Genomic DNA, 23,846 nt, shown 5'->3' with positions numbered 1-23,846 from the left:
AATGTCCCGAGTTAGGCCCCACAGGGGCAAAGACCCCGAGAAGGCGCCGTATCTGGAGGTGTGGGGCGACACCGTGGTCGGCAAGAGCCTCGGCATCTCCGTCCTGATCGGCAGCGTCATGGGCGCGGCCGCGCTGCTCGGGGCGACGGCGCTGTTCGAGCGCGTCGTCGCGGACCCCGCGCTCGCCAACGCGTACAGCCTGCTGGTGGGCATCGTCGCCTGCCTGCTCGCCGGCGTGGTCTGCGGCTCGTTTATCAAGCCCAGCCGCATCGTCGAGCTGGCGGCGCCGGACCCCGCGGCCATCGACGAGGTCATCGAGGTGATGCGCGAGCAGCGCCACGGGCTCGGCGTCCTCGCCGACATCCCGGAGGCCGCCCGCGCCGAGCTCAAAGAGCTCGGCCTCTACGAGCACTTCGCGGCCGCTGAGGCCAAGGACCAGGCAGAAGAGGACGCCCAGAAATGACCGGAGTGCTCGCGAACGACATCTTCCTGGCCGTGATGTTCGGCATCATCGGCGCCATCGCCTTCACCCTCATCGGGCTGGTCTCCGGCACCGACGAGACGGCGACGATCGCGCCGCTGACTCTGCTGGTGATCCTGCTGGGCGCGCCGCCCGCGGCCGTGTTCACGTTCTTCCTCTCCGGCGCCATCGCCAAACATATGACGCACGCGGTGCCCACATTCCTGCTGGGCATACCGGGCGACACGATGGCGATCCCGCTGCTGCCCGAGGCCGACATGATGCGCAATCTCGGCGTGCCCCACATCGCGCTGCGCAAGGCGATCTCCGGGGCCGTCGTGGCCGCGGCCGTCGCGGTCCCCGTGTCGGTGCTGTTCGCGACGATCCTGGCGCCGTTCTCGGACACCGTCATGGACGTCGCGCCCTGGCTGTTCCTGGCCGCCGCGATCGGTATCGCCTACTCGTCCGCGGGCCGGTGGGCCGCGGTCATGGCCCTGGTGCCGTTCGTGGTGCTGATCCTCGGGGCCCGCGCCCTGACAGCCAGCTACGACGTCTCGCTGAGCATCAGCTACTTCATCGCTATCGCGGTGGGCCCGCTGATCGCGGACCTGTGCCTGAGCATCGGGCCCTCAAGCCGCAAGGAGATGGAGCGCCACGAGCCGAAGACCGTCGCCCTGGCGCCGGACATCAAGGGCTGGAAGGGCTATTTCCCCAACCCGCTCAAGGTGCTCGACCGCAAGCAGACCGCCGCCACCGCGGCCACCGCCACGATCTCCAGCGCCACCTTCGTCTTCAGCCCCGTCGCGATGACGGTGATGATGGGTGAGCTGGTCGGCGCCCGGATCAAGAACGGCTACCACCGCCTGACCACGATGATCAGCGCGAAGAACGGCACCACGGAATCGACGTACATCGCCGAGACCCTGATCCCGCTCGTGGCGTTCGGCCTGCCGCTGAGCCCCCTTGCGGCCGGCCCCGCGGCACCGCTGTTCAATGCCCCGCCGGTCTTCGAGACCAACCAGGAGACGGGGGTCATCAACAACCTCTCGACCTACCTGACCCAGTGGGAGTTCCTGGCTTTCGGCATGTTGGCCGTGGTCACCGCGACGCTGATCGCCTACCCCTTCGCGATGAACTACGCGTACCGCGCGGCGTCCCTCGTCGTCCGCAAGATCAGCCATGAGGCCGTCATCGCGGTCTTCACCGGCCTGGTCGTCGTCATCGGCCTGTGGGAGGGCGGGATCCTCGGGCTCGTCGTCACGCTCACCGTCGGACTGGTCGGCGGCATGCTCGGCCGGCTGTTCAAGGTGCACGGTGGCGTGCTGTTCATGGGCTACTACGTGGCTCTGTTCACGGTACCCGCGATGATCGCCCTGTTCTAGGGCTCGCAGGCCACGGGCCGGTGTCCGCCGCTCACGCGGCGGGCGCCGGCCGTTGTCATTTCCGGGCTTGGAGCCTGGTCGAGAGCGTGTGCGCGTGCTCGAGGAGCAGGTTCCCCAGCTCCTCATGGCGCTCGGGCCGGAACCGCGTCTCGACCCCCGTCAGGCTCAGCGCCCACGCCGGGCGGCCGCCCCGGTCGAACACCGCGGCGCCCATGCCCCAGCTGCCCTCGACGATGAGCGCGGGGTTCACGGCGTAGCCGGTGGTCAGGGTCGAGCGGATGCGGGCGCGGATCGCGTCCTCGCCGTGCGCCGGTCCCCACGCGGGCTCGAGGTCCGCGCGGGCGAAGTAGTCGGCGACTTCGCGCTCGGGCAGGTGGCTGAGGATCGCCAGGCCGGCCGAGGCGACGCCTAGGGGGAAGCGCTTGCCCTCGTGGAGCACGTGCGAGCGCAGCGGGAAGCTGCCGTCCTGGGTCAGCACACACACCGTTTCGTCGCCGCGGCGCGCGGAGAGGAACGCGCTCTCGCCCGTGGCGCGAGATAGCTCGTCGAGGACCTCGCGGGCGTGGTCGATGATGTCGTACCGGTTGCCCGCCGCCGCGCCCAGTAGATACAGCTCGGGCCCCAGGGACCAGCGCCCGGTGTCCGACGCGCGGTCGATCAGGCCCTCGGCGGCTAGCGACGTGAGGATCCGGTGCGCGGTCGGCCGGGTGAGGCCGGCGGCCCTGGCCAGGTCCGTCGTCGACGCGCCCGCGGGCTCGGCGGCGCCGACGGCGCGCAGCAGCCCCGCCATCTTCGCGACCATGGGGAGGCCCTGCTCTGAAGTCTGCACGGCCCCATCATAGCGTCCACCAGGCGGACGCGACAGTGCGAAAGGGTCATCAGGTGAGCAATGTTCCAACGCTTCATGCGAGACCCTTGACCAGGTCAGAGGCATGCAGTTCAATGGCGTGCACGGAAGCAATGTGTCTGCCCAGCGAACGTAGGTCAGGAATAGCATGATGAAATCGAAGGTGTACAGCTCCGCCGCCGAGGCGGTCGCGGATATCGGGGACGGCGCGAGCCTGGCGGTCGGCGGCTTCGGCCTGTGCGGCATCCCGGACGCGCTGATCGAGGCGCTCGCGGCGACGTCCGTGCAGGACCTCGAGGTGTTCTCCAATAACTGCGGCGTAGACGACCACGGCTTGGGCATCCTCTTGTCCGCCCGGCGGATCAGCCGGGTCACCGCGTCGTACGTGGGGGAGAACAAGGAGTTCGCGCGCCAGTACCTGGCCGGCGAGCTCGAGGTAGAGCTGACGCCGCAGGGCACGCTCGCCGAGCGCCTGCGCGCCGGCGGGGCTGGAATCCCCGCGTTCTTCACCCCCGCCGGGGTCGGCACTCCGGTCTCCGAGGGCGGCATGCCCTGGCGGTACAGCGCCGACGGCTCCATCGCCGTCGCCTCCCCGCCCAAGGAGACCCGGGCCTTCGGGGAGAAGCGGTACGTCTTGGAGGAGGCGATCAACGCCGACTACGCGCTGGTCCACGCCCTCATCGGCGACACCGACGGCAACCTCGTGTTCGACAAGACCGCGATGAACTTCAACCCGCTCGCCGCGATGGCGGGCCGGGTGTGCATCGCCCAGGTCGAGCGCCTCGTCGAGCCCGGCGAGATCGACCCCGCCGACGTGCACCTGCCCGGCGTCTTTGTGAAGCGCGTGGTGCACACCGGACCCCAGAGCAAGCGCATCGAGAAATTGACCGTCACCGCCTCGGCAGGAGCCGCATCATGACCGCATCTGTGAAAGCCAAGGGTTGGACCCGCCAGGAGATGGCCGCCCGCGCCGCCCGCGAGATGGTCGACGGCGAGTACGTCAACCTCGGCATCGGCCTGCCCACGCTGATCCCCGGCTACCTCGGCGCCGACGTGAGCGTGGTGCTGCACTCGGAGAACGGCATCCTCGGCACGGGCCCGTACCCCACTGAGGACGCGGTCGACGCGGACCTCATCAACGCCGGCAAAGAGACGGTGACGGTCAACCCCGGCGCTGCCTACTTCGACTCGGCGCTCTCGTTCGGCATGATCCGCGGCGGCCACATCGACACGGCGGTCCTCGGCGGCATGCAGGTCTCCGCCACCGGCGACCTCGCCAACTGGATGGTCCCCGGCAAGATGGTCAAGGGCATGGGCGGGGCGATGGACCTGGTCCACGGCGCCCGGCGGGTCATCGTGCTGATGGAGCATTGCGAGAAGTCCGGCGCGCCCAAGATCCTGCCGGCCTGCACCCTGCCGCTGACCGGCCAGGGCGTGGTCGACAGGATCATCACCGACCTCGCCGTCATCGATGTCGCCGGCGACGGCACGCTGGTGCTGCGCGAGCTCGGCCCCGGCGTCACGGTGGCCGACGTCCTCGCGGCCACCGGCGCGGATCTGACGGTCGACCTGTCCTAACCGCGTATTCTGCGGTGATGCATGACATTCGAGTCCTGGAGTCCGAGGCCGAGCTGCGCCAGTCATCGGCACTGTTCCGCACCGCGATGGTGGGGCTGCCCGCGCCGCGCGCCGATGGGGAGCTCCTCCTCGAGCCGGGCCGCACCCTCGGTGCGTTCCTCGGCGACGAGCTGGTGGGCACCGCCGACGCGACCAGCAGCGGCCTCGTCCTGCCGGGCGGGGCCCGCGTGGCGCACGCCGCCGTCACGCATGTCGGCGTCCTGCCCACCTACACCCGGCGGGGCGTGCTCACCGCGCTGATGACGACGCAGCTGCGCGACGCCCGCGAGCGCGGGGAGGTCGTTGCCACGCTGCGTGCGTCCGAGGCGGGGATCTATGGGCGCTTCGGCTACGGGATGGCGAGCTCGATGCAGAGCGTCGAGCTGGACCTGCGTCGCGCCCGGCTGGCCGGGGCCGCGGAAAGCGCCCCGGTGCGGCTGCTCGACGCGGCCACCGCGTGGGAGACGTTGGCGGACATCGCCTCCCGCAATCCGAGCACGCGGGCCGGCACCATCGACCGGAGCGCGCTGTGGTGGGCCAACCAGCAATCCTGGGGGCCCGGCCCGGGTCCCCGCTACGTCGCGGTGTGCGGGGAGCCCGGCGCGGAGACGGGCTTCGCGCGGTACCAGCCGATCGACACCGTGGCGTGGTTCGGCAGCCGCGACCGCACCGTCGTGGTGGGCGACCTCTACGCGCCGACCCCCGACGCCCACCTCGCGCTCGTGCGCTTTCTGATGTCCCTGGACCTGGTGGACACCGTCGTGTTCAATGCGCTGCCGCTTGACGACCCGCTGCCGTGGTTGCTCACCGACTACCGCGCGGCCCGGGTGCGCAGCGTCTCCGACGAGACCTGGCTGCGGCTGCTCGACGTGCCCGCCGCCATTGCCGCGCGGGCCCTCGCCGGACCCGGCACTGTGACCATCGAAGTGCGCGACGCGCTACTGCCGGAGAACGCCGGCGCCTATGCGATCAGCGCCGACGGGACTGCCCGCGTCGACGGGCCCGGCGAGCTGGCCGTGGACGTGGCGACGCTGGCCGCGGCGTTCCTGGGCGGCGCCCGCTGGCGGCAGCTCGCGGCGGCCGGCCTGGTCGAGGTCCGCGACGGCGCGGCGCTTTCCCGGGCAGACATGCTGTTCGCCGTCGACGAGGAGCCTTTCGCCGGGGTGATGTTCTAGAGGGCCTGGTCAAGCCGGGTGCGGGGAACATTCGGCGCGCGTTGGCGGTGATGGTGCTGTAATCAATGCGGTGACGGGGGGAACCTGGCGTGTCCGCCACACATCTGAGTTGACCACTCAAGCCGGCCGAGCGCTACCGGGTCGCCGACATTGTGCTGACCGTGATGCTGGTTCTCGGCATGATCGTCGTCAGCTTTTCCACCTTCATCATGGTCTTGATCAGCCCGATGGTGACCGACAGCTGCTCTGGCGACAGCTGCGATATGGACACCATCGGCATCGCCTGGACCACGATGATCCTGTCGGTGCCGGTGACATTCCTCGTCGTGATCGCCGGCATCATCTGGGCCGCCATCAAGCGTTGGTTCATGTTCATCTGGCCCCTGCTTGGCTGCGTGGTGATTGGCGCGGTCACCTTGATTGCCGTGCAGGTCATGGAGGGCGCCGCAGGCTTATAGCGCGGCCCGGGGAACATTCTGGCAGGATCCCGCATCTGACTTTCTGCTATGACTCTTCCGCCTACGGATCGACCCCCGCCGCACCGGCCTACCCCGCGGGCGGTCAATCGCCCCGGCCTCCAACGTCGGCTGGGCGGTCGCGGCCCTGCACCCGAAGTGGTCCTCGGGGGATGTGGCCGGCGCCGTGAACTCCTCCGCGCAGGCGAAGAAGCTGGGCAAGATCGCCCTGGGGATCGGCGTGGGGATGATGGTCCTTGTGTTCATCCTCTATGTGGTGATCATCGCCGCGGTGGTGTCCACGACGACGACCTACAGCTACTGACCTCGTGCGGGCCGGCAGGTCAGGGGAGATCCGCCGGCCGCACCTGCGTCTGGGCGAGCGCCCACTTATAGTTCGGCTTGCCCGCCGGCGACCGCTCGATGGCCTCCGCCAGCCAGACGGATCGCGGCACCTTATAGCCAGAGATGTGCTGGCGCACATGGGTGTCAAGATCCTCGAAGGTGACCTCAACGCCCGGACGTAGGGCGATAACGGCAGCGACGGCATGGCCCATGCGCGCGTCGGGCACGCCCACCACCAGGGCGTCGAGCACGGCGGGGTGGGACTTCAGCGCGCCCTCCACCTCCTCGGGGAAGACCTTCTCGCCGCCGGTGTTGATGGACACCGAGCCGCGGCCGAGCATGGTCACGGTGCCGTCGACCTCCACGCGGGCGAAGTCGCCGGGGATCGAGTACCGGACGCCGCCGATGGTGCGGAAGGTCTCGGCGGTCTTGGCGGGGTCGTTGTAGTAGCCGACCGGCAGGTAGCCGCTGCGCGCGAGCACGCCGACCTCCCCGGAGCCGGGCGCGACGGGCTGGCCGGCCTCGTTGAGCACCAGGGTGGAGGCGTCGATGCGCACGCGCGGGCCCGCGGAGGACTGCTCGCCGGCGCGCACCACGGACAGGCCGCTGAACCCGGTCTCGGAGGATCCGATGGAGTCGATGATGACCACCCCGGGCAGCGCCGCGACGAACTGCTCCTTGAGGCTGGGGGAGAACTGCACTGCGCTGCTGGTGAGTGACTTGAGCGAGGACGTGTCGTAATCCCCCGCGAGCAGGGCATCCATCATGGGCCGGGCCATTGCGTCACCCACGATGAAAAGGACTGTGACGCGGTGCCTTTGGACCATCTCCCAGGTGAACGCACCGCCGAAGTCCGGGTAGACCACGGCCTTGCCGCCGGTGAGCATTCCCGTGAGCACCGCCCACTGCGAGCCGCCGTGGATGAACGGCGGCACGGGGAACCGGGTCACCTGGGGGGCCGCCGCACCCTCACGGGACTGCTGGAACTCGTCGGTGATCTCCTCCCCGGTGGTGATGGAGATCCCGCCGCCGAGCACGCGCCACACGTCCTGCTGCCGCCACATCACGCCCTTGGGCATGCCGGTGGTGCCGCCGGTGTAGATCATGAAGATGTCGTCGGGGGAGCGCTCCCCGAAGTCCCGGGCCGGGTCTGCGGCGGCGAGGGCCTTCTCGTACTCGACGCCGCCGAAGGAGTCGAGGCTGGCGCCACTGTCATCGTCAATCACGATGAACGCCTTGAGCTTTGGGCACAGCGGCGCGACGGCCGCGATCTTGTCCGCGTACTGGCGCTCGTGGATCAGCGCCACCATGTCGGAGTTGTCGAACAGGTAGTGCAGCTCCTTCTCGACGTACCGGAAGTTGACGTTCACCATCACGGCGCGGGCCTTGAGGATGGCGAGCATCGACACGACGCACTCGATGGAGTTTCGGCTGTACAGGCCGACCTTGTCCCCGGGCCCCACCCCGCCGGACTGCAGATGGTGCGCGAGCCTATTGGCCCGCTCCTCCAACTCGGCATAGGTGACGACGCGGTCGCCGGACTCGAGCGCGATGCGCTGCGGCACGGCGTCGATGGTGTGCTCGATGAGGTCTGCGAGGTTCAGGGCCATAGGTACTGAACCTAGGCAACGAGGGGTGGGCGCGCACATCGTTTCCCATCGGCGGGCAGGGCATATCGTGGTCCCGGGTTGGCCAGATGCTCCCGAGGGCGATCGCACAGCGCCTACGGTGGAGAGCATGAACGTTCCGAGCCTGACTTTGAACAACGGCGTCGAGATGCCGGCTCTCGGGTTCGGCGTCTACCAGACGCCACCGGAGGAGACGGTCGCCGTTGTCGAGACCGCGTTGCGGACCGGATACCGGCATATCGACACCGCCGCGGTCTATGGCAACGAGCGGGGTGTCGGCGAAGCGATCGGGCGTTCCGGCATCGACCGCTCCGAGATCTTTGTCGAGACGAAGGTGTGGATCACCGACTTCGGCTACGACTCCACTCTGCACGCTTTCGACAAGAGCGCGGGAAAGCTTGGCCTCGAGCGGATCGATTTGCTGATCCTGCACCAGGCTCTGCCGGGCGATTTTGCGCGCACCCTGGATGCGTACCGGGCGCTGGAGACGCTGCTCGCGAACGGCAAGGTTCGCGCGATCGGGGTCAGCAACTTCATGCCTGATCATCTCGCGCGATTGGCCGAGTCGACGTCGGTGGTACCGGCGGTCAACCAGATCGAGGTGCACCCCTACTTCCGGCAGTCTGAGTTGCTCGCCGACGACGCCGCTCGCGGCATCGTCTCGCAGGCCTGGTCGCCGATTGGCGGCATCACGTTCTACCGCGAAGGCGCCCACGGATCGACCCTTCAAGACCCTGTTATCAACGGTGTTGCGAAGGTGCACAATAAGTCCGCGGCTCAGGTCATGTTGCGCTGGCACCTCCAGCAAGGACGCCAGGTGATCCCAAAGTCGGTGACGCCGTCGCGCATCGCGGAGAACTTCGATGTCTTCGGGTTTGAGCTGACCGCCGCCGAGCTCACCGCGATCGACGGACTCGACACCGGCGTCCGCGGCGGGCCCGAGCCCGAATACATCACTCTCGACAAACACGGGATCGAGATCCCTGAAGCCTGAAAAGATCACGAAAGGACTCTGCCATGCAGCTCGACTCGCCAGTGCCCACCACGAAAACCTCGGCCGAGCAGTTCACCGGGGACGTCTGGCTCGACGCCATCGCCGCTCCTCGCGAGGATGGCCAGCGAATGTTTGTGGCCAAGGTGCGATTCGCGCCGGGGGCCCGCACCGCCTGGCACTCACATGCACGGGGTCAGACCTTGCATATCACCCAGGGCATCGCCTGGATGGGCACTCGCGACGGGAGCAAAATCGAGGCGCATCCAGGGCAGACCATCTACTGCCCGCCGGGCGAGGACCATTGGCACGGGGCTGCGCCCGACGCCTTCATGGAGCACCTGGCGATGCTGGACAACGCCGATGATCCGGCGATGACGACCACGTGGTTCGAGCACGTCACGGACGCCGAGTATCAGGGCGGCCACTGAACTTTCCCCGGACCATCGCTACGCCGAGACGACGAACACCACCTTGCCGGACAGTCTGCCAGCCTCGCATCGGGCATGGGCCGCGGCGGCGGACTCCAGGGGATAGGCGCTGTCGACGTCCACCGAGTAGCGCCCGGCCTCGGCCAGCCGCGACGCTTGGTCGAGCGCGTGGAACGCGCTCGGTGTGGTGGTGAGCTGGACGCCGGGCACCGCCCCGGAGAAGTCCGCGATGGTGACCACCCGGCCCGGGTCCCCCGTCAGCTCGGCGAGCTCGCGGATAGAACCGTGGCCCGCGGTGTCGAGGGCCCCGTCAACGGGCCGGTCGACGCGGCCGGCCAGGCCGGGGCCGTAGGTGGTCGGATGTGCGCCCAGGGCTCGGAGCGCGTCGTGCTTGGACTCGCGGGCGGTCCCGATCACCGTGAGCCCGTCGGCGATGGCGAACTGCGCGGCGGCGTGGCCGACTCCGCCCGCGGCGCCGTCGATCAGCAGGGTCTGCCCGGCAGCGAGTCCCAGCAGCTCCAGCGAGCGCAGCGCCGCCTCGGCCGTGGTGGCGACGCCGGCGGCAGCGGGCCAGCTCAGGGCGTCGGGCTTGTGGGCATAGTGGTCCAGCACCGCGAACTCGGCATTGGTGGCAGAGCCCAGGCCGAAAACGGCGTCGCCGATCGCGAACTCGGTCACCCCGTCGCCCACCTCGTCGACGATGCCGGACGCCTCCAAACCCGGTGTCCGCGGGAAGTCCTCGCCGCCGAACATGCCGGAGCGCTCCTTGCAGTCGAACAGGTTGACCCCGGCGGCCCGCACGAGGATACGGACTTGGCCGACACCGGCGTGGGGTTGATTGGCTTCGGCGACCCCGAGGACCTCCGGGTCGCCGAAGCGGGAGTACTGGACGGCACGCATGAGTCTCCTAGACAGGTGGGGGCGGAGGCGCGCCGTGGGCGTGCGCGGGCCGGATCAACACTTTGAACAGCACGACCATGCCGACGGCGATCACCGTAATCAGCGCGATCCAGACCTAGATCATCAGGACCCAGCCGCCGGGGCTCATGCCCCAGCCATCGCCGTAGCCCATGTGTCCGTACCTCATCGTGACTCGCCTTCCTCTGCGGTTCACCATGTGCAGCTCCAGGCTAGGCCGGTTCGAGGGGCCGCTGGATCCGCGCAGGTCAAGGCGTCTTGTGAGGTCTACTCCGGCGCGTTGTCGAACATCTTCAGCGCCAGCGCCGCGTGGGTGCCGCCGGCCCCGGCCCGCAGCGCGGCGGCGATCAGCCCGGCCTCGGCGACCTCCTCGCGGGTGGCCCCGGCCTTCTTCGCGGCGGCGGTATGGGCGGTCAGGCAATAGACGCACTGCGTGACGGTGGCGCAGGCGATCGCGATGAGCTCACGCTGCTTGTGGGGGATCGCGCCGTCCTCGCGGCCGACGATGGCGTCGAAGCCGACCCAGGCCTTGAACTCCTTGGGCGCGGCACCGCGCAGTTCGGAGAGGTACTTCATGTCCTCGGTGTCATGGATGTGGGTCATGGGGCTCCTCGATGCTCGATGTGACGCGGACACCTCGGACGCTACGCTGATCCGTACCGCCGCGGCACTGCCCGATCGTGCAGCTCGGCGAGCCTGCGAAAGGACATCCATGGCCATCCCCCCGCTCTCGCGCCGCGACCTTGACTTCCTGCTCTATGAGTGGCTCGACGCCGAGTCACTCACCGCCCGGGACCGCTTCGCCGAGCACTCCCGCGAGACGTTCGACGCGGTGCTGGACCTGAGCGCGGACATCGCCATGAAGGAGTTTGCGCCGCACAACAAGCTCTCCGACGCGAACGAGCCGGAGATGCTGCCCGACGGCACCGTGCGGCTGATCCCCGAGATCAAGCACGCGCTCGACGTGTTCAGCCGGGCCGGGCTCACCGCCGGGCAGTTCGACGAGTCCCTGGGCGGGATGCAGCTGCCGACGGTGATCGCCCGCGCCGCGATGGCGTGGTTCCAGGCCGCGAACGCCTCCACCTCGTCGTATCCATTCCTGAGCATGGGCAACGCGAACCTCATCGTCGCGCACGGCACCCCCGAGCAGGTCGACACCTACGTGCGACCCATGCTCGAGGGCCGCTACTACGGGACCATGTGCCTGTCCGAGCCCGACGCCGGCTCCTCCCTGGCCGACGTGAGCACCCGGGCCGAGCCGCAGCCCGACGGCTCCTATCGGCTGACCGGCACCAAGATGTGGATCTCCGGCGGCGAGCATGAGCTGGGCGAGAACATCGTGCACCTGGTCCTCGCGAAGATCCCCGGTGGCCCGGCGGGGGTGAAGGGCATCTCGCTGTTCATCGTGCCGAAGGTGCTGCCGGTGACGGGTGAGCGCAATGACGTTGTGCTGGTGGGGCTCAACCACAAGATGGGCAACCGCGGCACCACCAACACGCTGCTGAGCTTCGGTGACGGCACGTACTCTCCGGGCGGGCGCGCGGGGGCCGTCGGCGAGCTGGTGGGCGAGCCCAACAAGGGGCTCAGCTACATGTTCACCATGATGAACGAGGCCCGCATCGGCGTCGGCTTCCTCGCCATCTCCCTCGGCTACGCGGGGTATCTGCAGTCCCTCGAGTACGCGAAGACCCGCACCCAGGGGCGTGCGCTCGACAACAAGGATCCGTCATCCCTGCCGGTGGCGCTGATCGAGCATGCCGACATCCGTCGAATGCTGTTGGCGCAGAAGGCCTATGTGGAAGGTGCGCTGGCGCTGGGCCTGTACTGCTCGAAGCTGGTGGACGAGCAGGACACGGGCGAGGACCCCACGCGCGCGACGCTGCTGCTGGACGTGCTCACCCCCATCGCGAAGAGCTGGCCCTCGCAATGGTGCCTGGAGGCGAACAGCCTGGCCATCCAGGTGCACGGCGGCTACGGATACACCCGCGAGTTCGACGTGGAGCAGTTCTACCGCGACAACCGCCTCAACCCCATCCACGAGGGCACGCACGGCATTCAGGGCCTGGACCTGTTGGGGCGCAAGGTGATCATGCAGGGCGGTGCCGGGCTGGCGCTGCTGGCGGAGACGATCACCGCGACGATCGAGCGCGGCCGGGCCGCGGGCGGGCTCGAGGCTGCCTACGCCGAGCAGCTGGCCGCGGCACTGGGGCGGATCGTGGAGACCACGATGACGCTGTGGGCGGACGGGGATCCGGCTGTGGCGCTGGCGAACTCGTCGATCTACCTCGAGGCGATGGGGCACATCGTCATCGCGTGGATGTGGCTGGAGCAGGCGCTGGCGTGCGCCGACCCCGACGGGACACCCAAGTCTGGCGACTTCTACGACGGCAAACGCGTTGCGGCGCAGTACTTCTACCGTTATGAGCTGCCGCGCGTCGGGCCGCAGCTAGACCTGCTGGGCAGCCTGGACCGCACCACCCTGGACGCGGACCCGGCCTGGTTCTGAGCCGGTCCGCCCCGGACATGGATACGGCCCGAAACCTGTTGGTTTCGGGCCGTATCCAGTTCAAACGGGTCAGAACCGGGTCGCGCTGCCGGAACTGCCCGCGCTGCCGCTGCTGCCGCTGCTGTCACTGCTGCCAAGGCTTCCGGTGTCGATGCCGAGCAGGCCGAGGATCGCGCCCAGCCCGCCGGGGGTTGTCAGCACGCCGCTGCCGAGACCGAGCGCGGCGGAGCCGACGTTGATCGGCGAGCCCACGAGGACGGGCGTGAACGCGAGAGCGGGCTCGGAGACGGCAAGGGGGTTGATGCAGGCCCCGATGGCCAGGTAGATGCCGTTCGGGACGTTGGTGATCTCTGTGCTGAAGTTCCGGTCGAGCGCGTGGGTGGCCCCGATCCTGGGGCCCCACGCGAACATGGCGGGGTCGATCTCGCCGAGCGGCGGGATGGTGCCTGCGGCGAGGTCCGGCAGCAGCGGGATGGCCTTGGCGACGTCGATCAGGGCGGGCGAGCAGGTCGTGGTGGTATGGCGCCAACCGCCGTTCGGGTCAGCCATGTCGAAGTCCACGGTGTTGCCGTCGACCGTCGTGGTGATGATCGGCTGCTCGGGGGCGTTGGCGGACGCCGCGGAGGCGGTCCCCGGCAGACCCAGCACGGAGACGCCGGCGAGCGCGACGGCCGCTGTGCCGCCCACCAGCGCGCGCTTGACAAGGCCGGTGGCGGGTGTGGAACTGCGCATCTCGACCCCCATATTGAGAAACCCAAAATGGCCCTCATAGTCTCGAAGACTAGCGCCTACTAGGGCGTCGAGCATGGCCTTTCCTGAAACTTGCTCAGGCGAGGCTGCTCGGCGAGGCCGATGATCGAGGTGTTGGAGAAGATCACGAGGATCAGGCCGAAGATGACCGAGATGGCGGACGCGGTGAGGGGCCAGCCCCAGCCAGAATTCGCGGACTTCGGGTGCGCCGCGGCGGATATCATGCCGAGTGGTGCCGCACTGCCGTCGAAGGAAAGTGAACCCCGTGCCATGCGCCTTATCAATTCGCAAGCCCATAACCGGTCAATTGGCATCGCCGCCGTGATTCTCGCGTCGTCGATCGTGCTCTCCGCCTGCTCGGACTCGGCACCCGATGACCCGGTGGCCCCCAACGACGGGTGGTCGGCGGTGTGACTACCACCGGGGGCTTCGGGGACACGGTGATCGCGGTGCCGTCGATGCCGCAGACGGATTCCGCGACGAACGGCACGGGCATGTACCCGTGGCAGGTGGACTTGTATCCGCCCGGCACACCGAAAGTGGAGGCGTCCGCCACCGAGCTGACCCTCGAGGCCATTGCCGCGACTGAGGCCGAACTGAGCTGGGGGAGCGTGCCGGAGCTGGACGCGGACGTGCTGTGGGCGATCCCAGACACAGCGGACCAGATGAGCGAGTTCACGGGGAATGGCCTCTGGAATGGCCTTGCGGCCGTGCAGCGCGGTAGTCGTGCCGAAGACCGAGGGCGTCCCCTTTGCGCTGGCTTTTTCGTCTCCGCTGAGCCTGGTGTGGGCCGCGAACCAGCTCGCGCCGCAAATGTCTGAGGCCGCATCGCGGGAGTGACGAGCAAACAGCCTCGGCCAACTCGTTCGCACAGACGCGATCCGTAGACTCTTGCAGTGTCTGTACTTGCGTTTGAACTCACGGAAACCTCCCGAGACTGGCTGATTCACCGACCGGTGGAGATCGCCATCTACATCGTGCTGGCGTTGGTCGTGCGCCTCGTCTTGCATAAGGCGATCGACCGGACAACGAACCCGGAGACCCGGCGGCGTAAGCGGGAGGCCTCACGGATTCCGTCGATGATGAGCTCGCTACGTCAGCGGGCGCCGGAGAATTTGCGGTTGCGGGCCGCGGAGGCGATGCGCCAAAAGAGTCCCGATACGCCCCGCGAGGAGGCGTTGCGGGAGCGCCGGAGCCAGCGGGCGCACACTATCGGCTCGGTGCTCAAGTCCACGGTGTCGTTCGTGGTGCTGATGTGGGTGCTCTTCCAGACCCTGTTCATCCTGGGCGTCAACGTGGCCCCGTTCATCGCGTCCGCGGGCATTGTGGGCGTGGCGATTGGCTTCGGCGCGCAGAACCTGGTGCGCGATTTCCTCTCGGGCCTGTTCATGCTCTTCGAGGATCAGTACGGGGTGGGGGACGTCGTGGACCTCGGCGACGCGGTGGGGACGGTGGAGGCAGTCGGGCTGCGGGTGACGACGGTCCGCGACGAGTTCGGCACCCTCTGGTACTGCCGCAACGGGGAGGTGTTGCGCGTCGGCAACTACAGCCAGGACTACGCGATCGCGCTGTTGGAGCTGCCGATCGCCCACGGCGCGGACGTGGACCTGGCCTGCCGAGTGGCGCTCGAGGCCGCGGTGGCCGCCGCTGCGGAGGAACCCCTGATCGGCAAGGTGATGGGGTCTCCCCAGATGCTCGGCGTCAACTCCGTCAACGTCAATGCGGTGAACGTGCGGCTGACGGTGACGGTGCGTCCCAACACGCAGTGGAGCGTGCAGCGGGAGTTGCGCCGACGAATCCTCAACGCCTTCGAGGAGAACGGCATCAAGGCGCCGCGGCCCTATGGGGTGGCGCTCGAAGAGAACGGGTGACCAGACCCCTTCAACCTGCCCGCTGCCCTGCCCGCTGCCCTGCCCCCTTCAACCTGCCCACTGCCCTGCACCGAGAACGGCGAAGTTGACGGGTTTCCGACGAAACCACGTCAACTTCGCCTCGTTCGAGCTGGTCGGCGCGAAGGGCGCGACTGCCTAGAGGGTTTGGATCTGTCGACCGAGCGCGCGGGCGCGGAAGGCGATGAACAGCATCAGGATTCCAAAGATGATCGCCCAGACGCCGGCGAGCACGGCGAGGCTGATGATCGAGGTGTTGGGGAAGATCACGAGGATTAGACCGAAGATGACGGAGATGGCGGCCGCGGCGAGGGGCCAGCCCCAGCCGGAGTTCGCCGAATTGCGGTGGGCAGCAGCGGACATCATGCCGAGGACGCCAAACACGATGGCATAGAAGGCGATGACGTAGAGCAGCGCGACGGTCGTGATGGACGGCCAGAACATGGCGATCAGGCCCACTGCGATGGACACGGCGCCGGCAGCCAGCAGCACGCCCCAGGATTTGAGGTCCGCGCGGTCGCGAATGGCGTGGGTGGCCAGCATGATGCCGTCGACCAGCGTGTAGACGCCGAACACGATGACGAGAGCCCACACCGTGATGCCCGGCCAGATGACGGCCACCACGCCGAACAGGATCGCGAGGATGCCGCGGACCAAAACCACCGACCAGACCTGCTTGAGCAGGTGGCTCAGGTTCACGTCGCCGTCGACTGTTGTCATGTTCTCTCCCTAATCGGATTGGCGTTGCCGTCATCTTGCCAGTCCAACGGGGCGGACGTGGTCTGGCCTCGGCATCGCGGCCATTAGTGTGGTGGCATTCGCCGGGGTGGTGATGGCCGAGAGGGGCTGCAGCCGATCTACCGCCGCACCATCCTGGGCACGGATCTGACGTTCGTCGGCTCCGCGTCGCTGGCGGGGCAGGTACGGCTGCGGTTCGACACGCGTGTCCAGAGAAGTGAGGCGCATCCACGCAGAATCTGCCGACCCGATATCTGCGTGGATGCGCGTAACTTTCGCGGGTTCGTCAGCGCAGGGCGGCGAGCACCGCCGGCTGGTCCTGGCCGGGCCAGGTGCCGGCGAGGTGCACACCGACGGCCGGGCGCGCGGGGTCGATCGCGCGGATCAGCTCGAGAACCTGGTCCCCGGCGGTGATCACGGTGACGGGGCCATCGTCGGCGCAGGTGACGGTATCGACCCGTGGGACCGTCGTGCCCGGCTCTCCGCTGCCCCGCACGCGGGTGGTGACCACGCGGGCGGAGTCCGGGACGGGAGTGGCGAACTCCAGGTCCGCCTGCCGCCCACCGGTCCGGATCGAGGTGGCCAAGGCGCGAGCGTAGACGGGGTCGGCGACGGCGTCGTACACCCAGCGCCGGCCCAACACGGAGTGCTCCATCGTGGTGATGAGCGACGCCTCCGCGCCCTCGAGCGGAGCCCCGCGGTAGGTCAGGGGGACGTGGTAGATCCGATTCTCGGACTGCACGAGGTGGGACTCCATGCCCACCTCGTCCTGCGGGTCGTCGAATCGGTATGCGCCCACGATGGTGAGCTCGGCACCGTTGAACCAGGGTTGCGTCGGCACCCAGGCCTGGAGGATCTCCAGCTTGGAGAGGCTCAGGGTCGCGTCATAGATGAGGGCCACGGATCCAGGGTACGAGAAAGGTATGCGAATGCCGCACTAATATGGCGGCATGACTGCATCGACTCCTGACCTCCACCTGGCGAAGGCCCTGAGTGACGTCGTCGCGGTGGCCCACGCGCGCGACGGCAGGCTCGCGATCTGGCATGTCGATGTGGGACCGGACAACGGGTTGGCCCGCATGGCTGGGGCATGGGTGGTGTCAGACGAACTGGACCAGGCCGCGACGTTGCTGCGCGGCCGCCGGGTCCTCGCCACCGCGGAGGCGCGCGCGGCCATCGAGGAGCTGGATGTGCCGATCGCCGGCTTCCTGGACCCCGACACGACCCTCGCGGGGATCGGCGAGGAGACGGACCGCCTGCAGGAGGAGTTCGAGGCGGCGATGGCCGGGCGCAAGACCAAGCTCGTCAACCCCAGTTGGCCTACGCCGCCCGATGCACTAGAGGTCGCGGACGGTGCTGAGGTGGCCGTCGCGCTCGGGATGGCGCGCTGGCTCGAGGGCCTGGCGAAGACGTGGGAGAAGGTCGAGGCGCAGCGCGTGACGCGCAAATTCCTGGCGCCTGAGTTGGGCAGGGACCGCCGGTCGCTGCCGGTGCAGTTCTAGTCGGGAAGGAAATCGGGCCAGTGATGGTTGACACCGTCGAAGGCATGCCGCGCGAATAACGGTGACATCGTCGATGGAACAATAACTACGAGCACACCACTGATCACCGATCTTTGAGAGGACCGGCCATGGCCAGGATCTATAACAATGTCAGCGAGCTTGTGGGGCGCACCCCGATTGTGCGGCTCAACCGCCTGACAGAGGGCCTCGGCGCCACCGTTGCCGCGAAGCTCGAGTTCTACAACCCCGCCAGCAGCGTCAAGGACCGCATCGGCGTCGCCATCATCGACGCGGCGGAGGCCTCCGGCGCGCTCAAGCCCGGCGGCACCATCGTCGAGGGCACCAGCGGCAACACCGGCATCGCGCTCGCGATGGTCGGCGCGGCCCGCGGCTACCGCGTGATTCTGACGATGCCCGAGTCCATGTCGATCGAGCGCCGCATGATGCTGCGCGCGTACGGTGCGGAAATCGTGCTTACGCCCCCGGCGGAGGGCATGTCCGGCGCGGTCAATAAGGCCGAGGAGTTGGTGGCGCAGTCCGACAACGCGGTCCTGGCCAAGCAGTTCGCCAACCCCGCCAATCCCGCGATCCACGAGACCACCACGGGTGAAGAGGTCTGGGAGGACACTGCGGGCGAGGTCGACATCTTCGTCGCCGGCATCGGCACCGGCGGCACCCTGACCGGTGTGGGCCGAAACCTCAAGGCGCGCAAGCCCGGCGTGCAGATCGTGGGCGTGGAGCCAGCCGACTCGGCGATCCTGACCGGCGGCAAGCCCGGCCCGCACAAGATCCAGGGCTTGGGCGCGAACTTCGTGCCCGAGGTCCTCGATCGCGAGATCTACGACGAGATCGTGGACGTCGAGTTCGACGACGCCATCCGCGTTGCCCGCGCGCTCGGCACCGACGAGGGCATCCTCGGCGGCATCTCCGCGGGTGCCAATGTGTGGGCGGCGCTGGAGCTGGCCAAGCGGCCGGAGAACGCCGGCAAGCTGATCGTCGTCATCGTCCCGGACTTCGGCGAGCGGTACTTCTCGACGCCGCTGTTCGACCACATCCGGGACTGACCTAAGTGTCCTTCCTCTACAGGATCCGCGAGGACCTGGCCGCCGCACGTGGCCACGATCCCGCCTCGCGGGGCGATCTTGAGAACGCCATTGTCTACTCGGGGCTGCACGCCATCTGGTCGCACCGGCTGGCGCACAAGATGTGGAGCCGGCCGGGCCTGCGCGGCCCGGCCCGGGTCCTCGCGCAGCTGACCCGCTTCGCGACCGGCATCGAGATTCATCCCGGCGCGCAAATCGGGCGACGGCTGTTCATCGACCACGGCATGGGCGTCGTGATCGGTGAGACTTCCGAGATTGGCGACGACGTGATGATCTACCACGGCGTCACCCTCGGCGGGCGCTCGCTGGCGCGCACCAAGCGGCACCCGACGATCGGGGACCGGGTCACGATCGGCGCGGGGGCGAAGGTCCTCGGGCCCGTCGTCATCGGCGCGGACAGCGCCATCGGCGCCAACGCCGTCGTCACGCGCGACGCGCCGGAGGACTCGATCCTCACCGGCATCCCGGCGCAGGCCCGCCCGCGGACGAAGAAGCAGCACGAGGAGCTGGTGGACCCCACCAGCTACATCGACCCGGCGATGTACATCTAGACCATTGAAGCCTGATGTGGTGGTGATCGGAGCCGGGCAGGCCGGGCTCTCCGCCGCGCACCACCTGCTTAAACGCGGCTTGGATCGGGATCGGCTGCTGGTGCTCGACGGCGCCGACTGTCCCGGCGGCGCCTGGCAACACCGTTGGCCGACACTGACTTTGAGCACGGTCAATGGGGTGCACGATCTGCCAGGCATGGCCTTCCAAGACGTGCTCGAGCCCGGCGAGGACCCGTCGGCGGTCCGCGCCGCGGAGGCGATCCCGCGGTACTTCGCGGAATACGAGCGTCGGGAGGGGTTCGCCGTGCGGCGCCCTGTGACGGTGCGCTGCGTGACGGAGGGCTTCACCGTGGAGACCGACGACGGTGCGCTGTCCGCCCGTGCGATTGTCAACGCCACCGGCACCTGGGAGCGGCCCTTCATCCCCTGGTATCCGGGCACATTTGGCGGCCGGCAGCTGCACACAAGGGACTATCGCGGGCCGGACGAGTTCGCAGGCCAGCGGGTGCTGGTGGTCGGCGGCGGCATCTCCGCGGTTGGCCACCTAGATGAGATCTCCCAGGTGGCCGCGACCACGTGGGTCACCCGCACCCCGCCCCGGTTCACCGACGAGCCGTTCACGCCCGAGGTCGGCCGCGCCGCCGTCGCCCGCGTCGAGGAGCGCGTGCGCGCGGGCCTGCCGCCCGGCTCGGTGGTCTCCGTGACCGGCCTGCCGTGGAACCCGCGGTACCGGGCGGCCCAGGCACGCGGCGCATTGGATCGGTTGCCGATGTTCGCCGAGCTCACCTCCGCCGGCGCGCGTTGGCCGGACGGGGTGACGCGGTCGTTCGACGTCATCCTCTGGGCGACCGGATTCCGCAGCGCCCTCGACCACCTCGCCCCGCTGCGCCTGCGCGGGCCCGGCGGTGGCATCACGATGACGGGCCGGCTCGCGACTCAGGTCGAGGGCCGGCCGCTGCTGCACCTGATCGGCTATGGCCCCTCGGCCAGCACCATCGGTGCGAATCGGGCAGGCCGCGCGGTCGCGGCGGAGTTGCTGGCTGCGCTGTGAGAGGGCGCGGCGATCTGTTGTGCAGCTGTGCAGGAGAAATCGCTGGATCTCCTGCACAGCTGCACAACAGAAGGGGCGCGGCGAAGCCTGTCGATCGCTGAGTGGAACGAGCGTTTGTGTTCAGCAAACGCGGTGCTAGATTGCCATTAGGACACGGGCACCGCCCGCACACCGCAATCACACTGGCCGTAGCTGTCGACTCGCTGCGGCCAGTTGTCCGTTCCGAGGACGATCGTCCATAGCCGGGCCGCCTGCGAAAGCACTATCATCTGTCGACGTGCACCGGAATCCATTTGATAAGCCGAGCGAGACCAGTCGACTGTCCGGATTCGCCAAGGCCGTCGTGGCGCTGCTGGTCCTGGCGGCGGTCGTCACCATCGGCGGCCTCATCGCGTTGTGGCCGAGCGGTGAGCGGCCCCAGATCCCGGCGCACCTCGAGATCACCCTGGGCGCGGGCTCGGAGCTGGTGGCCGGATCGGTCCTATCCGTCGCGGCGGGACCCTGCGGGAGTCCATCAGCGAACAAGGTCTTCGCCGACAAGCCCGCGCTGCCCGCCCAACAGATCGCCGAATGCCCGCAGACCATTGTCGACATCAGCTCCGGACCCGATGCCGGCCAGCGGACGCTGCTCGTGATCACCCCCGGGCCCGGCCAGCCGGAGCTGGCCGTCGGCGACGACATTCGGCTGTCCCGGTCCGTCGGATTCGACGGCGAGACCGCCTACAACTTTGAGGACTTCCGGCGCTCGGCACCGCTGCTCCTGTGGGCCTTGGCCGCCGGGATAGTGGTGTGCGCGGTGGGCGCGTGGCGCGGATTCCGGGCGCTGGTGGGCGTGGGGGTCGCGCTGGCCGTGATCGTCGGGTTCCTGCTGCCGAGCCTGCTCGACGGCCGGTCCCCGGTGGCGTTGGCACTGGTGGCGGGTTCGGCGATCTTGTTCGTGGTGCTGTATCTGGCGCATGGCGTGAGCCTGCGGACCAGCGCCGCGCTGTTCGGCACTCTCTCGGCACTGGTGCTCGCGGCGGTCCTGTCCTGGCTGGCGATCGAGACGACGATGATCACCGGGCTCGCCGAGGACAACAGCGCCACCATCCAGGCGTTCATGGGCGAGGTGTCCGTAACAGGGCTGCTGCTGGCGGGCTTCATCATCGGCTCCCTGGGCGTGCTCAACGACGTCACTATCAGCCAGGCCGCGACGGTGTTCGAGCTGGCGGGCGTCGACAAGGACCTGACGGTGCGCCAGCTCTTCGGGACGGCGATGCGCGTGGGCCGCGACCACATCGCCTCCATGGTCTACACCCTCGTGCTGGCCTACGCCGGCGCGAGCCTGCCGCTGCTGATCATCTTCTCCGTCTCCCAGCGCTCGCTGGGGGAGGTGCTCACCAGCGACGTCGTGGCGGTGGAGCTGGTGCGCTCGATCGTCGGCGCCATCGCGGTGGTGCTCGCGGTGCCGCTGACCACGCTGGTCGCGGCGCTGCTCACGCGGGGCACGGACAGCGCGGTCCTGGCGGCGGGCCCCAGCCACCAGCACTGAGGTTCAGGACAGGCCCCGCGCGATCGACTCGGTGTTGCTGACCGGCCAGGTCCGCGGCGCTGGGCGAGGCCAGCACAGTGCCGCTGGGCACGACGGCACCGAGCACGCGGAACCCGAACTTCTCGGCGAGGCATCTGAAGACGTGGTGGTTGGTCACGAGTGTGCGCCGGTCCGGCGCGATTGCGTCGAGCTCGGCGCGATAGCCGGCGGCCTGCTCGTGCGCCGCACCCCGGATGAGATCCGCGGAGGCCGTACTAGAGGGGGCGCACCGCCGGGGCGATCTCAAGGACGGGGACCGCGGCGCCGCGGGCTCCCGCCACCGTGTTGGCGATGCCGCCCTCTAGGCCGAGCCCGTTCGCGATCACCAGCTGCGCCCGCTCGACCCGGGCCGCGTCCCGCGCGGAGATCTCGAATGAGTGCGAGCGGGCCGCAAGATCGCGGCGCAGCCGAAGAGCGTGGGCGAACAGCTCAGGAAACGCTGCGCTACTTGGCAATCCGGGCGGTGCGACGCAACCGCGTGTTGACGAACTCGCCCATTCCCCAGCGGCCGAGCTCGCGACCGAAGCCGGAGCGCTTGACACCCCCGAAAGGAAGCCCGGGCAGGGTCGTGCCGTGCTCGTTGACGTAGGCCATGCCCACCTCGAGCTGATCGGCCACCTCCTGGGCCCGCGTGATGTCTGTGCCCCACACCGAGCCGCTGAGCCCGAAATCGACGTCATTGGCCAGTTTGATGGCCTCGTCTGGGGAGTCGACGCCATAGATCACCGCGACGGGCCCGAAGATCTCCTCCGAATAGGCGTCCATCTCTTTGGTGACTCCGGTCAGCACTGCTGGACGCATGAACGCGCCCTCACCGCCGGTGGCGTCACCGCCGGTGTGCAGGGTGGCACCTTGCTCAACGGCGCGTTTGACCTGCGCCACCACGGTGTCGCGCGCGTCGATCGAGGACAGTGGGCCGACTCGGGTTTTCGGATCAGTGGGGTCGCCGACCTGGGCGGACGCGAAGTACTCGACGACGGTCGAGACGAACTCGTCAAGCTGGGAATTGGGCACGATCAGTCGCTTGGGGGAGTTGCACGCCTGCCCGGCATTCGACAGCCGGCCTTTAGCCGCCGCCTTCGCCGTGGTCTTGGGGTCGCTGTCATCGAGGACGATGAACGCGTCGGAGCCGCCGAGCTCGAGCACGGCCTTCTTGAGGTTCTTGCCGGCGGTCTCCGCCACCGACGCTCCCGCACGCTCGCTGCCGGTCAGCGAGATCCCCCGCACCCGGGGGTCGGCGATCATCTCGGCGATCTGGCCGCTGCTGGCGAACACATTGATATAGGCGTCTTTGGAGACGCCGGCGGTGTGGACGATTTCGGCCATGACCTCGGACGAGGCCGCGCAGATCGATGCGTGCTTGAGCATGATGGTGTTGCCGACCATCAGGTTTGGGGCCACGAACCTCGCCACCTGGTAATACGGGTAGTTCCACGGCATGACACCGATAAGCGGACCGATCGGCTCGGTCTCGACCAGCGACTCCTCCGCGCCCTGCGGGGGCAAGCTCTCCGGCGTCAGCAATTCCGCGCCGTGCTCCGCATACCAACGGTAGATAGACGCGGCGAGCCCGACCTCGCCGGCGGCTTCCTTGATCGGCTTGCCCATCTCGGTGGCGATCAGCGTGGCGAGCTCGTCGGCGCGAGCGTCGTAGGCATCGGCGATGGCGGAGAGGAGCCTCGCGCGCTCAGCCACTGGTGTGGCGCGCCAAGCAGGGAAGGCTCCGGCCGAGCGGCTCACGACGTCGGCCCAGGCCCCGTCGCCCAGTTGCTCGAACGTCTTCTCGGTCTTGCCGGTGGTCGGATTGGCGGTGACATAAGTTGACATGAGACCACGCTACGCGGGCTCCTGGCGCTGGGGTGCGGTATTTATCGCTGCCGTGCACAAGGCGAGCGCAGGCTGATGGGCCCGACGACTGGCTTCGTGTTCAGTCGGCG

27 protein-coding genes and 1 pseudogene are annotated in these 23,846 nt (G+C 68.6%); 18 read left to right on the top strand and 10 right to left on the bottom strand.

Features of this window, described 5'->3' with window-relative positions; translation table 11 throughout:
• Nucleotide 1: 1 nt before the first annotated feature.
• Together TBIF_RS02990 and TBIF_RS02985 are read left to right on the top strand one after the other, a co-directional pair.
• On the top strand, nucleotides 2-463 hold the full coding sequence (locus TBIF_RS02990; protein WP_024793385.1) for a hypothetical protein: 462 nt from the start codon (nucleotides 2-4) through the stop codon (nucleotides 461-463).
• Complete coding sequence (locus TBIF_RS02985) at nucleotides 460-1,842, top strand: tripartite tricarboxylate transporter permease (RefSeq protein ID WP_024793384.1); 1,383 nt, start codon at nucleotides 460-462, stop codon at nucleotides 1,840-1,842. Before TBIF_RS02990 ends, TBIF_RS02985 begins: the two co-directional genes overlap by 4 nt.
• 55 nt (nucleotides 1,843-1,897) lie before the next feature.
• Here the strand turns inward: TBIF_RS02985 and TBIF_RS02980 are convergent, their stop codons facing one another.
• Nucleotides 1,898-2,671, bottom strand: coding sequence for an IclR family transcriptional regulator (locus TBIF_RS02980; RefSeq protein ID WP_024793383.1), 774 nt, complete (start codon nucleotides 2,669-2,671; stop codon nucleotides 1,898-1,900).
• Between the two features lie 169 nt (nucleotides 2,672-2,840).
• Here TBIF_RS02980 and TBIF_RS02975 point away from each other — a divergent pair, with 169 nt between their 5' ends.
• From TBIF_RS02975 to TBIF_RS26680, 5 genes are all read left to right on the top strand, one after another.
• Nucleotides 2,841-3,608 (top strand): CoA transferase subunit A, encoded by a 768-nt coding sequence (locus TBIF_RS02975; RefSeq protein ID WP_024793382.1) that lies wholly within the window; start codon nucleotides 2,841-2,843, stop codon nucleotides 3,606-3,608.
• Complete coding sequence (locus tag TBIF_RS02970; protein WP_024793381.1) at nucleotides 3,605-4,267, top strand: CoA transferase subunit B; 663 nt, start codon at nucleotides 3,605-3,607, stop codon at nucleotides 4,265-4,267. The genes TBIF_RS02975 and TBIF_RS02970 overlap by 4 nt, the downstream gene beginning before the upstream one ends.
• Nucleotides 4,268-4,284: 17 nt before the next feature.
• On the top strand, nucleotides 4,285-5,481 hold the full coding sequence (locus TBIF_RS02965) for a GNAT family N-acetyltransferase (RefSeq protein ID WP_038169589.1): 1,197 nt from the start codon (nucleotides 4,285-4,287) through the stop codon (nucleotides 5,479-5,481).
• A gap of 161 nt (nucleotides 5,482-5,642) precedes the next feature.
• A complete protein-coding gene (locus TBIF_RS02960; RefSeq protein ID WP_148302135.1) occupies nucleotides 5,643-5,939 on the top strand; it encodes a hypothetical protein in 297 nt (98 codons plus the stop codon).
• A 184-nt stretch (nucleotides 5,940-6,123) separates the two neighbouring features.
• Nucleotides 6,124-6,261, top strand: coding sequence for a hypothetical protein (locus tag TBIF_RS26680; protein ID WP_158506306.1), 138 nt, complete (start codon nucleotides 6,124-6,126; stop codon nucleotides 6,259-6,261).
• 19 nt (nucleotides 6,262-6,280) lie between these two features.
• Here the strand turns inward: TBIF_RS26680 and TBIF_RS02950 are convergent, their stop codons facing one another.
• Complete coding sequence (locus tag TBIF_RS02950; RefSeq protein ID WP_024793378.1) at nucleotides 6,281-7,891, bottom strand: acyl-CoA synthetase; 1,611 nt, start codon at nucleotides 7,889-7,891, stop codon at nucleotides 6,281-6,283.
• A gap of 127 nt (nucleotides 7,892-8,018) precedes the next feature.
• On the opposite strand from TBIF_RS02950, the gene TBIF_RS02945 reads away from it, so the two are divergent.
• Together TBIF_RS02945 and TBIF_RS02940 are read left to right on the top strand one after the other, a co-directional pair.
• Complete coding sequence (locus tag TBIF_RS02945; protein ID WP_024793377.1) at nucleotides 8,019-8,903, top strand: aldo/keto reductase; 885 nt, start codon at nucleotides 8,019-8,021, stop codon at nucleotides 8,901-8,903.
• A 23-nt stretch (nucleotides 8,904-8,926) separates the two neighbouring features.
• Complete coding sequence (locus TBIF_RS02940; RefSeq protein ID WP_024793376.1) at nucleotides 8,927-9,331, top strand: (R)-mandelonitrile lyase; 405 nt, start codon at nucleotides 8,927-8,929, stop codon at nucleotides 9,329-9,331.
• 18 nt (nucleotides 9,332-9,349) lie between these two features.
• On the opposite strand, the gene TBIF_RS02935 is transcribed toward TBIF_RS02940, so the two are convergent.
• Both TBIF_RS02935 and TBIF_RS02925 read right to left on the bottom strand, forming a co-directional pair.
• Entirely contained in the window at nucleotides 9,350-10,231 is an 882-nt protein-coding gene (locus TBIF_RS02935; protein WP_024793375.1) for an NADP-dependent oxidoreductase, read from the bottom strand.
• Between the two features lie 285 nt (nucleotides 10,232-10,516).
• Complete coding sequence (locus TBIF_RS02925) at nucleotides 10,517-10,852, bottom strand: carboxymuconolactone decarboxylase family protein (RefSeq protein WP_024793374.1); 336 nt, start codon at nucleotides 10,850-10,852, stop codon at nucleotides 10,517-10,519.
• A gap of 109 nt (nucleotides 10,853-10,961) precedes the next feature.
• Between TBIF_RS02925 and TBIF_RS02920 the strand changes: the two genes are divergently transcribed.
• Nucleotides 10,962-12,755 carry an acyl-CoA dehydrogenase gene (locus TBIF_RS02920; RefSeq protein ID WP_024793373.1) on the top strand — a complete coding sequence of 598 codons (1,794 nt, stop codon included), beginning with the start codon at nucleotides 10,962-10,964 and terminating at the stop codon, nucleotides 12,753-12,755.
• 69 nt (nucleotides 12,756-12,824) lie between these two features.
• Here TBIF_RS02920 and TBIF_RS02915 read toward each other — a convergent pair whose 3' ends face one another.
• The gene (locus tag TBIF_RS02915; RefSeq protein WP_084611516.1) at nucleotides 12,825-13,487 is read right to left on the bottom strand and encodes a hypothetical protein; all 663 of its coding nucleotides are present in this window, start codon (nucleotides 13,485-13,487) and stop codon (nucleotides 12,825-12,827) included.
• Between the two features lie 59 nt (nucleotides 13,488-13,546).
• Nucleotides 13,547-13,777, bottom strand: coding sequence for a hypothetical protein (locus TBIF_RS25235; RefSeq protein ID WP_148302134.1), 231 nt, complete (start codon nucleotides 13,775-13,777; stop codon nucleotides 13,547-13,549).
• Here TBIF_RS25235 and TBIF_RS25595 point away from each other — a divergent pair.
• The 3 genes from TBIF_RS25595 (at nucleotide 13,776) to TBIF_RS02900 (ending at nucleotide 15,376) form a co-directional block, all read left to right on the top strand.
• Complete coding sequence (locus TBIF_RS25595; RefSeq protein WP_158506305.1) at nucleotides 13,776-13,919, top strand: hypothetical protein; 144 nt, start codon at nucleotides 13,776-13,778, stop codon at nucleotides 13,917-13,919. The two genes, TBIF_RS25235 and TBIF_RS25595, sit on opposite strands and share 2 nt — an antisense overlap.
• Nucleotides 13,916-14,326: a hypothetical protein gene (locus TBIF_RS02905; RefSeq protein WP_148302133.1), complete on the top strand. Its 411-nt coding sequence runs from the start codon at nucleotides 13,916-13,918 to the stop codon at nucleotides 14,324-14,326. The genes TBIF_RS25595 and TBIF_RS02905 overlap by 4 nt, the downstream gene beginning before the upstream one ends.
• 75 nt (nucleotides 14,327-14,401) lie before the next feature.
• Nucleotides 14,402-15,376, top strand: a complete 975-nt coding sequence (locus TBIF_RS02900; RefSeq protein WP_024793369.1) for a mechanosensitive ion channel family protein — start codon at nucleotides 14,402-14,404, stop codon at nucleotides 15,374-15,376.
• Between the two features lie 156 nt (nucleotides 15,377-15,532).
• Here the strand turns inward: TBIF_RS02900 and TBIF_RS02895 are convergent, their stop codons facing one another.
• The gene (locus tag TBIF_RS02895) at nucleotides 15,533-16,114 is read right to left on the bottom strand and encodes an HdeD family acid-resistance protein (protein WP_024793368.1); all 582 of its coding nucleotides are present in this window, start codon (nucleotides 16,112-16,114) and stop codon (nucleotides 15,533-15,535) included.
• 304 nt (nucleotides 16,115-16,418) lie between these two features.
• Nucleotides 16,419-17,033, bottom strand: a complete 615-nt coding sequence (locus tag TBIF_RS02890) for a CG0192-related protein (protein WP_024793367.1) — start codon at nucleotides 17,031-17,033, stop codon at nucleotides 16,419-16,421.
• Between the two features lie 49 nt (nucleotides 17,034-17,082).
• Here TBIF_RS02890 and TBIF_RS02885 point away from each other — a divergent pair, with 49 nt between their 5' ends.
• From TBIF_RS02885 to TBIF_RS02865, 5 genes are all read left to right on the top strand, one after another.
• Entirely contained in the window at nucleotides 17,083-17,634 is a 552-nt protein-coding gene (locus tag TBIF_RS02885; protein ID WP_024793366.1) for a hypothetical protein, read from the top strand.
• 128 nt (nucleotides 17,635-17,762) lie between these two features.
• Entirely contained in the window at nucleotides 17,763-18,698 is a 936-nt protein-coding gene (cysK, locus tag TBIF_RS02880) for a cysteine synthase A (RefSeq protein WP_024793365.1), read from the top strand.
• 5 nt (nucleotides 18,699-18,703) lie between these two features.
• A complete protein-coding gene (gene epsC / locus TBIF_RS02875; RefSeq protein ID WP_024793364.1) occupies nucleotides 18,704-19,288 on the top strand; it encodes a serine O-acetyltransferase EpsC in 585 nt (194 codons plus the stop codon).
• Between the two features lie 22 nt (nucleotides 19,289-19,310).
• On the top strand, nucleotides 19,311-20,339 hold the full coding sequence (locus TBIF_RS02870; protein ID WP_084611515.1) for an NAD(P)-binding domain-containing protein: 1,029 nt from the start codon (nucleotides 19,311-19,313) through the stop codon (nucleotides 20,337-20,339).
• A gap of 277 nt (nucleotides 20,340-20,616) precedes the next feature.
• Entirely contained in the window at nucleotides 20,617-21,870 is a 1,254-nt protein-coding gene (locus TBIF_RS02865) for a YibE/F family protein (protein ID WP_024793362.1), read from the top strand.
• Nucleotides 21,871-21,913: 43 nt separating this feature from the next.
• Here TBIF_RS02865 and TBIF_RS26675 read toward each other — a convergent pair.
• Together TBIF_RS26675 and TBIF_RS02855 are read right to left on the bottom strand one after the other, a co-directional pair.
• A pseudogene (locus TBIF_RS26675) lies at nucleotides 21,914-22,298 on the bottom strand (metal ABC transporter solute-binding protein, Zn/Mn family); the annotation flags it as partial.
• A 55-nt stretch (nucleotides 22,299-22,353) separates the two neighbouring features.
• Nucleotides 22,354-23,736: an NAD-dependent succinate-semialdehyde dehydrogenase gene (locus TBIF_RS02855; protein WP_024793360.1), complete on the bottom strand. Its 1,383-nt coding sequence runs from the start codon at nucleotides 23,734-23,736 to the stop codon at nucleotides 22,354-22,356.
• Nucleotides 23,737-23,846 lie beyond the last annotated feature (110 nt).

The sequence above is a fragment of the Tomitella biformata AHU 1821 genome (assembly GCF_000524475.1).
In the GTDB taxonomy this organism is placed as follows: Bacteria; Actinomycetota; Actinomycetes; order Mycobacteriales; family Mycobacteriaceae; genus Tomitella; species Tomitella biformata.
Note: the sequence above shows the minus strand (reverse complement) of the source record. Positions and strands in the feature narration are given on the sequence as shown.